At 55.8% G+C, this 14,063-nt stretch carries 15 protein-coding genes; 10 read left to right on the forward strand and 5 right to left on the reverse strand.

Translation table 11 applies throughout. The annotated features are described in order from the left end of the window. Positions 1–197 precede the first annotated feature (197 nt). Positions 198–1,085: a LysR family transcriptional regulator gene (locus tag QSK43_RS06825; RefSeq protein ID WP_332302810.1), complete on the forward strand. Its 888-nt coding sequence runs from the start codon at positions 198–200 to the stop codon at positions 1,083–1,085. A 15-nt stretch (positions 1,086–1,100) separates the two neighbouring features. After that, the gene (locus QSK43_RS06830) at positions 1,101–2,942 is read left to right on the forward strand and encodes an ABC transporter ATP-binding protein (RefSeq protein ID WP_332302811.1); all 1,842 of its coding nucleotides are present in this window, start codon (positions 1,101–1,103) and stop codon (positions 2,940–2,942) included. 434 nt (positions 2,943–3,376) lie between these two features. Here the strand turns inward: QSK43_RS06830 and otnC are convergent, their stop codons facing one another. The 5 genes from otnC to QSK43_RS06855 are packed head-to-tail and all read right to left on the reverse strand — an operon-like array spanning position 3,377 to position 7,744. Next, complete coding sequence (gene otnC, locus QSK43_RS06835) at positions 3,377–4,018, reverse strand: 3-oxo-tetronate 4-phosphate decarboxylase (RefSeq protein WP_332302812.1); 642 nt, start codon at positions 4,016–4,018, stop codon at positions 3,377–3,379. Further along, a complete protein-coding gene (gene otnK, locus QSK43_RS06840; RefSeq protein WP_332302813.1) occupies positions 4,015–5,271 on the reverse strand; it encodes a 3-oxo-tetronate kinase in 1,257 nt (418 codons plus the stop codon). The genes otnC and otnK overlap by 4 nt, the downstream gene beginning before the upstream one ends. Positions 5,272–5,291: 20 nt before the next feature. Next, complete coding sequence (locus QSK43_RS06845; protein WP_112651896.1) at positions 5,292–5,954, reverse strand: arylsulfatase; 663 nt, start codon at positions 5,952–5,954, stop codon at positions 5,292–5,294. Next, a complete protein-coding gene (locus QSK43_RS06850) occupies positions 5,954–6,760 on the reverse strand; it encodes a hydroxypyruvate isomerase family protein (protein ID WP_332302814.1) in 807 nt (268 codons plus the stop codon). The genes QSK43_RS06845 and QSK43_RS06850 overlap by 1 nt, the downstream gene beginning before the upstream one ends. A gap of 57 nt (positions 6,761–6,817) precedes the next feature. Next, positions 6,818–7,744, reverse strand: a complete 927-nt coding sequence (locus tag QSK43_RS06855) for a glutamate cyclase domain-containing protein (RefSeq protein WP_332302815.1) — start codon at positions 7,742–7,744, stop codon at positions 6,818–6,820. Positions 7,745–7,938: 194 nt separating this feature from the next. Here QSK43_RS06855 and QSK43_RS06860 point away from each other — a divergent pair, with 194 nt between their 5' ends. The 8 genes from QSK43_RS06860 to QSK43_RS06895 all read left to right on the forward strand — a co-directional run bounded on the left by QSK43_RS06860 (position 7,939) and on the right by QSK43_RS06895 (position 14,003). After that, positions 7,939–8,664 carry a GntR family transcriptional regulator gene (locus tag QSK43_RS06860; protein ID WP_332302816.1) on the forward strand — a complete coding sequence of 242 codons (726 nt, stop codon included), beginning with the start codon at positions 7,939–7,941 and terminating at the stop codon, positions 8,662–8,664. 290 nt (positions 8,665–8,954) lie between these two features. Next, positions 8,955–9,677, forward strand: a complete 723-nt coding sequence (locus tag QSK43_RS06865; protein WP_332302817.1) for a molybdate ABC transporter substrate-binding protein — start codon at positions 8,955–8,957, stop codon at positions 9,675–9,677. Then, entirely contained in the window at positions 9,677–10,357 is a 681-nt protein-coding gene (locus QSK43_RS06870) for an amino acid ABC transporter permease (protein ID WP_332302818.1), read from the forward strand. Before QSK43_RS06865 ends, QSK43_RS06870 begins: the two co-directional genes overlap by 1 nt. 7 nt (positions 10,358–10,364) lie before the next feature. Then, positions 10,365–11,024, forward strand: a complete 660-nt coding sequence (locus QSK43_RS06875) for an amino acid ABC transporter permease (protein WP_332302819.1) — start codon at positions 10,365–10,367, stop codon at positions 11,022–11,024. Beyond that, entirely contained in the window at positions 11,024–11,755 is a 732-nt protein-coding gene (locus QSK43_RS06880; RefSeq protein ID WP_112651882.1) for an amino acid ABC transporter ATP-binding protein, read from the forward strand. Before QSK43_RS06875 ends, QSK43_RS06880 begins: the two co-directional genes overlap by 1 nt. Positions 11,756–11,796: 41 nt before the next feature. After that, positions 11,797–12,606: a transporter substrate-binding domain-containing protein gene (locus tag QSK43_RS06885; RefSeq protein ID WP_332302820.1), complete on the forward strand. Its 810-nt coding sequence runs from the start codon at positions 11,797–11,799 to the stop codon at positions 12,604–12,606. Between the two features lie 20 nt (positions 12,607–12,626). Beyond that, complete coding sequence (locus tag QSK43_RS06890) at positions 12,627–13,058, forward strand: RidA family protein (protein WP_332302821.1); 432 nt, start codon at positions 12,627–12,629, stop codon at positions 13,056–13,058. Positions 13,059–13,112: 54 nt separating this feature from the next. Beyond that, a complete protein-coding gene (locus tag QSK43_RS06895; RefSeq protein ID WP_332302822.1) occupies positions 13,113–14,003 on the forward strand; it encodes an alpha/beta fold hydrolase in 891 nt (296 codons plus the stop codon). Positions 14,004–14,063 lie beyond the last annotated feature (60 nt).

The following is a 14,063-nucleotide window of genomic DNA, read 5'->3' on the forward strand; positions in this document are numbered from 1 at the left end:
GAGGAATAAGTTTAATACCGCATTTTGGAAAAAAACAATTTCCACCGCCACGGCAGCAAACGGGCGTTTTTGCGGGTCCTAAGGCACATCACTTGCTATGCTTGGCATAAAAGGGATGCAAAACGGGCTTGATCTTGCCGAATTGGTGATTTCCTGTGCGCCTTGCTGAACAAATAAGCAGGGAACGTGATAGGAACGTGAACAAGTTTCAAGATATACTGGCATTCGCCCGTGTGGCTGAACTGGGTAGCTTTACGGCGGCAGCGCGGGCGTTGTCGTTGACAACATCAGCTGTAACCAAGGGCATCACCCGTCTCGAGGAAGATCTCGGTCTGCAACTGCTGCACCGGACCACCCGGCGCATGCATATGACGGAAACGGGCGCAGAATTTTACGAGCGCTGTCGCGATATCCTCAAGGATCTGGATGATGCCGAAAGTGCCGCCCGCGAAAAGAACGTCGCACCCAGCGGCAATGTGCGCATCGCCCTGCCCCCGTCTTTCGGGCGGCGCACCGTCATCCCGGCGCTGCCGTCATTTTTTGTGCGTTATCCGGATGTGACGCTGGACATCTGCCTGAAACACCATACCGCCAATCCTATCGATGGCGGCTATGATCTGGTCGTGCATTCCGGGCGACTGGCAGATTCCCGCCTCATCAACCGCATTTTGGTACGCGGGACGCAGAAAACCGTGGCCTCCCCCTGTTATATCGAAAAACACGGCATTCCCAACACGCCCGCCGAACTTGTAGATCATAACTGCATAGTCGGAGGTTTTGGTCCCAACTGGCATTTTCGCGGCACAAGTGGCGAAGACCATGTCGTTCGGGTTTCGGGACGGCTCGTGACAGACAGTGGTGATATATTGCGCGAAGCCGCCGTCGCCGGTCTCGGCATTTCGCAGGCGACATGGTGGATTTATCGAGACGAGCTTGAGAGCGGCGAACTGGTCCCCATTATCGAGGAATTCGAGATCGAAGCCGATCCGATTTCGATCGTTTTTCCCGCCCATCGCCGCACCCCCACGAAGGTTCGTGCAGTTGTGGATTTCCTGCTGCAAATCACTCGAACCAGACAGAATTGATCAGGGAGCAAGACAATGGCAATAGCTGCATACAGGATGGCAACGGAAGCACAGGCTCCGGTCCTCTCCGTCTCCCATCTCACCACATCCTTCCGTGTCGACGGCAATTGGAAACCTGTGGTGCGTGATGTCTCGTTCAAGATCGCGCCTCGCGAAACGCTTGCAATCGTCGGCGAATCCGGCTCGGGAAAAAGCGTAACGTCGCTGTCGATCATGCGGTTGCTGCCAGCCTATTCCAGTCGCATCGAGGGCAGCATCCGGCTTGGCGATGCGGAGATTCTTTCGCTCAGCGATCGTGAGATGCGGTCCGTTCGGGGGCGTGACATGGCGATGATCTTTCAGGAGCCGATGACGAGCCTAAACCCGATCTTTACCATCGGCGACCAGATTTCGGAAGCACTGTTGTGTCACAATAAGGGTATGTCCTATGCCGACGCAAAGACTGAAGCTCTGAAGTTGATGGACAAGGTCCGCATTCCCGCGGGTCTCTCACGCTACAACGAATTTCCCCACCAGTTTTCTGGCGGCATGCGGCAGCGCGCGGTCATCGCGATGGCCCTGGCATCCAAACCGAAACTCCTGATTGCCGATGAGCCGACAACGGCTTTGGACGTCACCATTCAGGGCCAGGTTCTCGATCTGATTAAATCGCTTCAGGATGAAGACGGCATGTCAGTTTTGTTCATCACCCATGACATGGGCGTCGTGGCCGAAATGGCGGACCGGACGGTGGTGATGTATCGGGGCGACTGCGTGGAAACGGGCGATACACGACAGATTTTCTCCGCTCCTGCTCATACCTACACGCGAGCGCTGTTGTCGGCTGTACCGAAACTCGGCTCAATGCGCGGCCAGAGTAAGCCATTGCGATTTCCCCTGGTCGATATGGCGACAGGCGAACAGAAAGCACCGCTACCGGTGGCCAGTACCGTGGCTTGCGAAAAGCAGCCATTGCTGGAAGTGCGCAACCTGACGACACGGTTCGCCGTCCATTCCGGCACATTGCGACGCCTGTCAGGCCATATTCATGCCGTCGAAAACATTTCCTTCTCGATCCAGCCCGGCGAAACATTGTCGCTGGTGGGTGAATCCGGCTGCGGAAAATCCACAACCGGCCGCTCGATCATCGGCTTAGCCAAGCCGCAGTCCGGCTCCGTCCTCTTTGACGGAAAAGACGTTCTGTCCCTCGACCGCAAGGGAATGCGCGACATGCGCCGAGGCGTCCAGATGATCTTTCAGGACCCCTTTGCAAGCCTCAACCCGCGCATGCGCATAAATGACGCCATTGCCGAGCCATACCTGACGCATGGTCTGGGCAATAAGGTTCAGGCAAAACAGCGTGTTGCCGAGCTTCTGGAACAGGTCGGCCTTTTGCCGGAGATGGCGGAACGCTTTCCGCACGAATTTTCTGGCGGGCAACGGCAGCGCATCTGTATTGCGCGCGCGCTGGCGCTGGAGCCGAAGCTCGTTATCGCCGATGAGTCCGTCTCTGCACTCGACGTGTCGGTAAAGGCACAGGTCGTCAACCTTCTGCTTGAGCTACAGGAAAAACTCGGGCTCTCCTTCCTGTTCATTTCCCATGACATGGCGATTGTCGAGCGTGTCAGCCACCGCGTTGCGGTCATGTATCTGGGTGAAATCGTGGAAATCGGACCACGGGCGGCAATTTTCGGGAACCCGCAACATCCATACACGCGCAAGCTTATTGACGCCGTGCCCGTGCCAGATCCCGAACGACGCCGGTTACGAAGAGCTCTCGAAACCGATGAGTTGAAATCCCCCTTTAGACCGACCGGCTTTGTCCCGAGAAAATCGACGTACGTGGAGATCTCATCAGGCCATTTTATTCGAAACTAGAGTGGCAAATCTCCTCCCCAAATGTTCTTGGTTCTCATTCGCGCGATTTGCGGATTGCCTGACCTCCCCAGTGACTTGATGTTCGTCACCGAGCGAGTGAATCTCGAATGTCGTCCTTGATCCTGACGGACCGGCGCAGCCGAATGGAGTACCAAGGCGTGTCGATATTGGTGTGTTGAGCTGAAGTCGGCGACACCAATAGATAATTGAAACAGAATGAGCTTCATACAGTTGATGGAGTCGAACCGCAGGTGCCGCTGACTCCACGTTTTATCAGCTATCAAGTCATCCATCGACGCGCATTGTTTTATGGCAATTTGTTCACGACCAGTATGTCCCAGGGCTGGCAAGTCCTAGGAAGGCGCAAACTGTTCGGCCGCTGTTTCATGCGCCATCACGCATCGCTTCGAAACTCGCCACACTTCTGCCTGCCGCTATCCAGGCGAGAGTTCATCAACTTGCGCCTGCGTGAGAGACGAGACCTTGAGGCCTCTGACCAGCAGGTAAAGCTTTGCGGTCTCTTCCAATTCTTCAGCTGCATATTGCGCGTCCAGCAATGATTTACCGGAAACAACCGGCCCGTGGTTTGCTAGCAGGACCGCATGCGCATGACTGATTTTGCGCTGGACAGCCGCTGCCAGCCTCACATCACCCGGCGGGAAATAATCGACGATCGGAAGCCTTCCGACGCGCATGACATAATAGGCGGTAAGCGGCGGAAGAGCGTCGGCACGATTGATTTCTGGCAGGATGCTGAGTGCAACCGCATGAGTTGAATGAAGATGTACGACGGCGTTGGCAGTCTTGCGGTTGCAGTAAACGCACTGATGCAGAAAGGCTTCTTTTGTCGGCTTGTCGCCCTCGAGATGAACGCCTTCTGCAGAAAATCTGGAGATCCGTTTGGCGTCAAGTGTTCCCAACGATACGTTCGTCGGGGTCATGAGAACATCCCCGGATGATAGTCGGACGCTGATATTTCCGGTCGACCCTGGAGAAAGTCCGCGATCGAAAAGCGACCTGCCGACCAACGTTATCTCATCCCGGACTTTTGTCTCTTCGGACATGATGGCGATCACCGGCACATTCTCCTGGCTTTTTCAAAGAAGTCCGGTGCGCCGAAATTTCCCGACTTCAAAGCAAGCGCCGGTCCGCCGGCGTATGCCGCCCTTGTCCACGGAACGCCCGGATCGATCTCGGGTCCGATCTCCAGGGCACTCACAGACAGAGCTGCAGAAACCGCACCTGATGTTTCTCCTCCGGCCACAATAAACCTGCTGAAACCGGCCGACCGCAAGATGCCTGCCAGTTCACCGAGGAAGTCTTCGACCAATGCCCCGGCCTCGTCACGGCCCAACACTTCCTGGGCCTTTAGAACATCCGCAGGATCGGAACTGGAGTAGATGATGGGCGGCCAACCCTCCGACGCCTCTGCCCATTCCGCAACAGAAGCCACGTCAAGTGTGCCAGAAGCGATTGCGATCGGATCGATTTTGGTTGCTGGATAGCCAAGGCCGATGACATGGTTCACCTGGTCTCGGGTTGCAACCGAGCAGGAGCCGGCAAGAACTACCGTTCGGCCTTGCGGCCAGGCGAATTCTGCACTTCTGCGTTCGCCCTGAATTGCTGCGGCATGGTTACGAGCAAGCGCTCCGCCAATCCCAGCGGCGCCGGTTACCAGCATTCGGTCACTGCAGGCTTTGCCAATTGCGTTCAAATCCTCCGCTGTCGCAGCATCCGCAATCAAGACGCGAACGTTCTGTGTCGCCGCTTCCCTTATCCGTGCCGCCACCCGCTCCTGTCCCGCTCGGACGTCGGCTGCCCCAAGGATACCAACAGGCAAGGCGGTCTGTCTCTGCAGGACACGGACGAGGTTGGCATCGGTCATCGGCGTGAGAGGATGATCTCTCATCGAACTCTCGGACAGTAACTTGTCCCCGACGAACAAATGCCCCTGAAACACCGTCCGGCCATTTTCCGGAAAGGTTGGACAGGCGATCGTTATGGTCTCTCCCAGTTCCTCAAGCAGCGCTTCGGTAACCGGCCCGATATTGCCGGCGTCCGTCGAGTCAAACGTGGAGCAGTATTTAAAAACGACTTGTTGAACGTCGCGAGCTCGCAGCCATGCCACGGCGCGCCTTGACAGCGAGACAGCGTCGGACGCCGGGATCGTCCTGGACTTCAAGGCGATGACGACGGCATCCGCGTTCTGCTCGAAAGCGCCATCGTCTGGAATTCCATTGATCTGCACAGTGCGCAAGCCTTCTCGGGCGAATGCGAGTGCAATGTCAGTTGCTCCGGTCAAATCATCGGCAATTGCGCCTAACAGCATTGGTATCTCCTCAACGTGGGTTAGCCTGCGAGCGCTTCCCGCATCGCAAGCACTGACGCCTCGGGTGCGCTCAAGACCGGAGTGGCAGTTTGTGAACGCAGAAGGTCCGCAGCACGAGACGTGGAAAAATGCGCGAGCATGACTGCCTCAAAACCGGAAAGACTGGCGCCTTTCTCGGCAACCAGGCGATTATGCGTTTCCGCATCGCCGCTTCTCAAAGCGGCCATCGCGTCTGGTAGTACAAAGGTTTCAAGAACCGCGGCGGAGCCTTGTGCCCTCGCCTGCTCGGCAAACTCCTGCTCCATCGTTACCACCGCAGGTGCGAAGGTCGCGATCATCGCGATCCGTTGCCCTTGCCTGATGGCTGCATCAAACATCGGTGCATTCGGCTTCAATACCGGAATTGAGATCTCCGACACCGCCTGTTCGATTGCAGGGCCGAAGGCTGAGCAAGTAACCAGGATGCCATCCGCCGAAAGGCTGGCACCGTAGTGGCACAATGAAACGAACCGGCTTTGCAGATCAGGCCTCAATTCACCGGCCTTTGCCCGATCGATTGTGAGTGCGTCGTCAAGCAGGTTTACGGCTTCAGCCTCTGGCCAAAGCTTGCGAAACGCTGCATGGATTGGGTCAACGGCGACCATTGTCGCGTGGAGCAACACGATTCGAGTGCGTGGGGCCATCACCTGGATTCCCCGTAGCTACGCATCCAACCGAAGCTCTCTTCGGTAGACGTCGATGGATGATATTCGCAACCCACATGGCCGCCGTAGCCGACATCGTTGAGAACCTGAAACACCCTCGCAAAATCAACGATTGAAGAACCGGGCTCATGTCGCCCGGGATAGTCGGCGATCTGGATATGACCCACCATCGCATGGTGCTTTCTGATGAACGCCAGTGGTTCTGTCCCAAGGCTGATTGCATGATAGACGTCCATCAGAAGCATGACATTGGATCGGCTTGTCGCTTTGATGGCTTCGATTGCTATGTCCGGGTCGGCAATGAAATAATTCGCAATCGATCCCGGCCCTATGGGTTCGACGATGACGTCGATATCGTAAGCCCTTGCGGCATCCGCCGCATATGCCAGGTTCTCCAGATATTCAGCCCACAGCACAGATCTTGTCGCCCCCTCAGGCACGACTCCAGCCATCGCATGCACCATCTTGCATCCAATTTCGCTGGCATAATCCAGAGTTGGAGCTATGTTTTCCCGAAACTGGGTGCGCTTCTCAGGAAGCGACGCAAAGCCCTTCTCCCCTTTAGAGGCGTCGCCTGCCGGAAAGCCGGTCTGCACATAATGAAGACCGGCATCGTCCAGATATTTTCGGACAGTCGCCGCTGGCGTTTCGAACGGGCTCGGATGCTCCACGGCTGTAAAGCCACGTTTACGGGCGGCAGCGAACCGTGCACCAAATGGCAACTCGCCGAATAGAAACCCGATGTGGGCACTGAACCGCAGGGTCCAGGGATTATCCTCGCTCATGCTCTGTCTCCCTTGCGAAGTAAGCGAGTTTGGCCGGCGACAGGCCGGCCAAACGTCTTAAGCATGGGCGGCAACGATGCTCTTGAGGTCATCGATTATCGCAATGTGGTCGGCGACCGGCAGTCTGTCGATCGTCATCTGCAACTGACCGAGCCGGTCGACACGGCTGTCGTCGATCGCCTGTCCAATATTGACAGCCGCCTCAAGGATCTCGGTCTCGAACGTGCCATTGAAGTGTTTCAGCAGTTGAGGACCAATATCTGTCCGGATAGCGGAGAGAGCTGCCAGAAGACCATAAGCTCCCCAGTTCGCGACGCCTGAGACGATCAGGAAATCGGAACCGGTCCTGGCGGCAATGAGCGAACCGTTGGGGATGTCCTTCTCGACGATATCGAGGGGAAGAACGCCCATGCCAATTTCATTCCCGCCGTCGCCGATACCAATCGTCTTCCACGGCGCCTGCCACCCAGCGTCTTCGAAAAGATAGTCCAAAGGTGCGGTATCGCCAGAGATATCCCAACCATGTTCGCGGTGCGGCTTTCCATCGGAGCCCAGCGAGCAACGCTCGATGGCGATAAGGTGCGTAAGCGGCGTTTCGGATTGCTCGATGTTCTTGCGAAGATTGCGCACAGCGGTCGCATCAACGGAAACCACCTCCAGTCCGACCTCGTGGGGTAGCACTTTCGTGACCGCCCAAACCGCCTTCGCACATGGAGCATCGGTGATCACTGTCACTTTGATCCCGGCCTCCGTGAGCCCTGCAGCGAGCTGAGCCATCCCATTCAGACCGTCCGTCTCGGGAGACGGCGGTTCCGCATGCCGAACGAAGAAGCCACAAATGATCCCCACATGCGGCGCGGGATGCTCACCAATCGACCTCGCTGCCTTTTCAATATTACCGTTGGCGAATGCGACCAGCCGCGAGATATCGCGACGGACCATGCGACCAACAGATGCTTCCACTGCTTCAAAAACCGACGACATGGAACCTCCGTTTGCGTTAATATATCTCACGTATATTATCATGAAACAAGCCCGTCAATCTTTGAGGCGTAAAAAACGATAGAGTCTTTACCTCGACAAATTACCCACAAAACTGCATGTTCGCGATCAGCTTTCCAAACGTGCCGCAAAGGCAGTGAACTCTTGGATACTTGGGATATTTTAAAGGGGTACCCGTGACTCAGAATGCAGAAGTGAAGCTCGCATCACAAACCGATGCCGCTCTCGATCTTATTCGATCGCATATTATCGATATGGGACTTGAGCCCGGAAGCAGGATCGACGAGCGAATTCTCGTGGATCGGTTCCAGCTCGGCCGCACACCGGCGAGAGAGGCGATCAATCGCCTCGTGGCTGAAGGCTTCGTCAAAATCATGCCGCAGCGGGGCGGAACCTATGTCCGCAAGCTCGATATGGACGAGATGGGCGAGGTCATCGTAGCGCATCAGCTCGCCGAGTCCGTAGCCGGACAGATGTGCAGACTCGACGATCCAACGCTTCTGCCAGACCTTCGGGCCATTCAGCGCCGTTATACAGAAAGTGTTAAAAACAGGGAGTTCCTAGCGATTACGCAGCTCAATCAGGAATTTCATCTACGCATTCACAAGACCATTGGCAACGGCCTGTTCTACGACTTCGCAGAAAGCACTCACCGCCACGTCCGCAGGCTGAACGTCTACATTTATAAAGCCGAGGTGGCCGATCCGGACTATCAATCCGGGCAGTTTGCCGCCAACCTCGACCAACACAATCAGATTATTGAAGCCATAGAAAGACGCGACAGGGCCGAACTGATAACATTCCTGCCGGAACACGCTCGATACACCCAGCGCCGCCTTCTCCGACTGCTTGAGAACAAGACGGTGGGCTCTCTTACCCTTGATGTCGAAGACATAGAGTAAGCGTCGCCTCCACAAACCGGGCTTACACACGTCAGATATGGCTCCGTCGATAGTCTCGTCGGGGCCATATATATATTTTGCATCAGGCGACAGTGAGAATGACCTAACCATTGGCTGCATTGCGCCGAAAAAAGCAGCATAAATTGGGCATTTCATGGACTTTTTGCCCATTCTGACGCCAATTTGATTACGAACTCAACTTGCTGAAAAAACGTTCTTGACAGTATAATATACGTGATGGATATTTGCTCATCAGCCAACCCAATACGGGCACTCTATTGGAGAGGACAGTGGCAATTCCTAAGATCAGATTGATGAGCACCCTTGGCGTGCTGGCTCCCCTCCGGGAGAGGATTCTTCCCGAGTACGAACGAAGCCGAGGCATCTCTCTCGACGTCATTTTCAACCCTACAAACGTCCTGGCTGATCGCGTTGATGCCGGAGAACGGGTCGACGTTATCATTGCTATATCTGACATGGTGAGAGGGTTAGCCAACAAAGGCATCCTTTCGGCGCGAAGTATTCGCGATCTCGCCTCAACGACGGTTGGCTTGGCGAAGGCCGCCGGCTCGCCGGATGTTACCATCGATTCAGAGCAGGAGTTCATCTCCTGCATGCTCTCCGCGAGATCGATCGTCTTTTCCCAAACAGGCGCCAGCGGCGTTTTCTTCCGCGCCTTAATTGAACGGCTCGGCATTGCCGAACAGGTGCTCGCTAAAGCCAAGATTATCCCGCAGGGCCTGACAGCCGAGCATATTCTGACAGGGGAGGTTGAATTCGCTGTTCAGCAAATGAGCGAGCTGCTTGCCGTGAGCGGCGTAGACGTCATCGGGCCTTTTCCGGCCGAGCTCAATCATAAAACGATCTTCACAGCCGCAGCGTTTGCTGAGCAGGAAAGCTCTGGAGTTGTCGCCGATTTCCTTAGCTTCATAACAAGCGACTTTGCTCGGAAATCATATCTGGCCGGGGCCCTGGATGTGCCCAGGAGCCAGGATAACGCAGGAGCAGATTGATGGGAGAACTCGACTTTTCGTTTCTCAACGAGTACATGGGCCAGATACTCGGCGGCATCGTTTCAACGTTGCTGATGACGGCCCTCGCGCTCATCCCCGGAGCAATTCTCGGCGTCGTCTGCGCGTTGGCGCGGGTCCATGGTTCACGTAATGCTGCTCGAATTGCCGGCTTTTACGTCGAGATCATCCGCAACACGCCATCTCTGATTCAGGCATTCTGGCTGTTTTTTGGTCTCGCGTCGCTTGGTATCCGTCTGAGCCCATTCACAGCGGCAGTCATCGCGTTGATCGTGAACTTCGGAGCCTATACCGGCGAGATCATCCGAGCCGGCCTCGAAGCAACTCCAAAGGGTCAGATCGAAGCTGCGGACTGTCTTGCTCTGTCACCCCTGCAGCGCATTCTTTACATCGAGCTGCCGCAGGCTTTCGAGCGCGTCTATCCGGCGCTGGTTGGACAGTCCATCCTGATGATGCTTTCGACCGCGATCATGTACCAGATCTCCGCCCAGGAATTGACCGGCGTTGCCTGGCTCATCCAGTCGTTCACGTTTCGCAGCTTCGAAATCTATCTCGTCGTCGCGGTCCTCTACATCATCATAACGGCGCTGATGCGCGGCCTTCTCAACGGCGCAGGCCTTCTCGCCTTTGCCCGCCTGAGAAGGCTTCGGACACCATTGTGAGGACGCCATGCTCGGTTTGACCATACAACAATACGGCGCGCTCCTGAGCGGCGCAGGGTGGACCATTGTCCTTTCATTGCTCGGCTTTCTGGGCGGCACCATTTTAGGCTTTCCGCTGGCGCTGCTATTGATCTCAAAGTCAACGTTCTCCCGTTTGATCTCATCGATCGTCATCATCATCGTGCAAGGCATTCCCCTTCCGATCTTGATGTTTGCAGTCTATTTCGGCGCTGGTTTGACAGGGTATGACCCTGCAACACTGACAGCCGCGGGGCTTTCCATGGCGATCTACTCTGCAGCATTTCTCGCGGAAATCTGGAAAGGAAGCCTGCGGGCTGTGCCGAGCACGCAGTGGGAGGCCGCCGACTGCCTCGCTTTGACCAAGACGGATATCCTTTTCCGCATCATAATACCCCAGGCCATACGGATCGCCACACCTCCGACCATCGGCTTCTTCGTTCAGGTCGTGAAGAATACTTCCTATGCAATCGTGCTGGCTTTCGCGGAGCTCACCTACACGGCTCGCGTGGTTAACAATACGAGTAATGAACCCTTTGTGATCTTCACAATTGCGGGGGTTATCTACTTCGTCATCTGCTTTCCGCTTTCGATCATCAGCCGGCGCCTTGAACGGGCGACCGGGAAATACAGAAAGGCGTCTTCGTGATGGCTGCCGCAATCGTATCCTTCAAGGAAGTTCACAAGAAATTTGGCGATCTCGAAGTGCTGAAAGGCATTTCGCTCGATATCGATGAAGGCAAGGTCGTCGCAATCCTGGGGCGATCCGGCTCAGGAAAGAGCACCGCCTTGCGCTGTATCAACGGCCTCGAAAAGATCAACGGCGGAGCGCTTTCGGTCTGCGGCTTTGAGATCGATGACAAACAGATCGATCTTCGCAAGCTGCGGCAGGACGTCGGAATCGTCTTCCAGAGCTATAATCTTTTCCCGCATCTGACCGTCGCCGAGAATGTTACAATTGCGCCCCGTCGTGTCCTTGGTGTTCCCAAGCACAAATGCCGCGAATTGGCAGAAGAGGTTCTGTCGAAAGTGGGCCTAGGCGAAAAGATCGACAACTACCCGGAGCAGCTTTCCGGTGGCCAGCAGCAGCGTGTCGCCATTGCGCGATCACTCGCGATGCGACCCCGCGTGCTGTTGCTCGACGAGGTCACGTCCGCGCTTGACCCTGAGCTCACCGGTGAGGTGCTTCGCGTTATCGAGAACCTCGCAAAAGAAAAAATGACGATGATCCTCGTCACGCACGAAATGGCGTTTGCCCGCAAGGTCGCAGACCAGATCGTGTTCATGCATCACGGCAAGATCTGGGAGGTGGGAGATCGCTCGCTTCTCGATTTGCCCCAGACGCCCGAACTCAAGCAGTTCGTTGCCAGCGGTCTTTGATCGCGAAACCAACCACTAATCACAACAAAAAGGAGAACAGCATGCTCAACAAGCCCTTCGCTATCGGAATTTTGACCGCCGTAATAACTGCGGCAACCGCTTTTTCGGCTTGGGCCGCAAGTCTCGAAGAGATCAAAAGCCGCGGCAGCATCATCGTCGGCATCGACTTCTCGCACCCTCCCTTCGCCGGTGTGAATGCAAAAAATGAGCAGGAAGGTTCGGATCTCGAAACGGCACAGCTCCTCGCGAAGGATCTCGGCGTGAAGCTCGAGACAGTCAACGTTTCAGGACCGAACCGAATTCCGTTCCTCATCAGCAACAAGGTCGACATCGTCGTCGCCGCGATCTCCATTACCAAGGATCGCCTGAAGGTGATCGACATTTCGACACCTTATGGCGTTGTGCCGCTTAACATTTCCGCGCCGAAAGAGGAGAATGTCAAAGGGCCGGCGGACCTCGCAGGCAAATCGGTTGCGGTTGCGAGCGGCGTGACAGCCGACATCGAACTTGTACGTTCGACGAAGGACGTTCCTGGTGTTGAGATCGTGCGCTATGCGGACGAGTCCACCACCCGGACGGCAATCCTTACAGGTCAGCAGAAATATCTGGCGTCCACATTGTCGGACCTGGGCGAAATCAAGAAGCAGAAGGCCGATCTCGACCTGGAGCTCAAGTTCACGCTCAAGACCTACCCGATGGGTATCGGCATCAAAAAGAACTCGCCTGAGCTCCTGGATTGGACCAACAAATGGGTCGAAGCCAATGTCCAGAACGGCAAGCTGAACGACATATTCGTGAAGTGGTTCGGTCAGCCTCTCCCCGCCGATATGAAAAGCCTCGATATCAACTAATCCCCAAAGGAGGCTCGCAAATGAGCAATCAAGTCACGAGCCACCAACCCAGCACACGGGTCACACCCGTGGTCGTTCACAACGGAGTCGCCCACGTCAGTGGGCAACTGCCACGAGAGAATGGCGTCCTGGCGTTGCGTGGAAAAGTAGGAGCCGAGGTCAGTGTTGTGCAAGCGCAGTTAGCCGCTGCCCTGTCGATCAATGCCTGCCTGGAACAGCTCCGGAATGCGATCGGTCCAGAAGGTCGAATAGAGCGCATCATCAAGATCACAGGATTTGTTGCGTCAGCACCGGGGTTTAACCAGCAAGGAGCGGTCATCGATGCCGCTTCTGATATTCTGCTGGACCAGTTCGGCCCAAGCGGCGCCCATGCAAGAAGCGCCGTTGGCGTCGCCGAACTTCCTCACGGTGCGCCGGTGGAAATCGAAATGATCGCGGCCGTCACGATCTGAGCAGCGACCGGTACCCCCAAGTTGGAAAACAAACATACGTAAGGGAGAACACCCATGACAGCTTACCTAGACCAGAACGGTCAGAAACTTCCGCCGAGGTTCGTGAACTCAGACGGCATCCGTTTTCACCATCTTCGCACCGGCACAGGGCCGACCGTCGTATTGATCGCAGGCTTCCCGCAGAGCGTTTATGCGTGGCGTCGGGTCATCCCGCTGCTTGCGAAGGATTTCGATGTGATCGCTCTGGACCTTCCGGGCCAAGGTGACTCTGACAAGCCGATCGGCGGTTATGACACGGCAACAACAGCCAAAAGGGTCAACGCCTTCCTCAAGACGATTGGCGTCGGACGTCACTTTCTGGTTGGACACGATGTCGGATCCTGGGTCGGCTATCCCTACGCGCACGAGTTTGCCAGCGATCTGGACGGTATTGTCTTCCTCGATGCAAACATCCCCGGGGTGACATTGCAGCCCTTCATCAATGTCGCCGATCCAGACTACTGGCGGAACTGGCACTTCCTGTTCAATATCATTGAGGACCTTCCGGAGGCGCTGCTGAAAGACAGGGAACGGATACTCATTGAGTGGTTTTTCAACAAGAAGACAGCCAATGCGATGGCGACTTTCAGCAAGGACGATATCGACGAGTATGTGCGCGCCTACAGCAGCCTTGGCGGCATGCGAGGAATGCTCGGTTACTATCGAGCCGTAATTCAGGACATGGAATACAACAAGCGATTATTCGAAAAGAAAATCTCTGTGCCAGTCCTCGCGCTCGGTGGCGATGTCGGGAGCGCTCCGGCAATATTCGAGGCAATGAAGCCTCTCGCGGAGAATATCCAAGGTGGCGTGATCGCCAATAGCGGCCACTATATTCCCGAGGAACAGCCGGAAGCGCTTGTGTCAGCCTTGCAGGAATTTTTCTCGAGCATACAGGCTCCCTGATGGCTTCCCTGAGGTTGGGGGGCTACTGCTGCACGTTTAAAATTGCTCTTGAGCAGCAGT

Origin of the sequence: Rhizobium sp. GR12 (genome assembly GCF_036596185.1) — a bacterium.
GTDB classification, from domain to species: Bacteria; Pseudomonadota; Alphaproteobacteria; order Rhizobiales; family Rhizobiaceae; genus Agrobacterium; species Agrobacterium nepotum.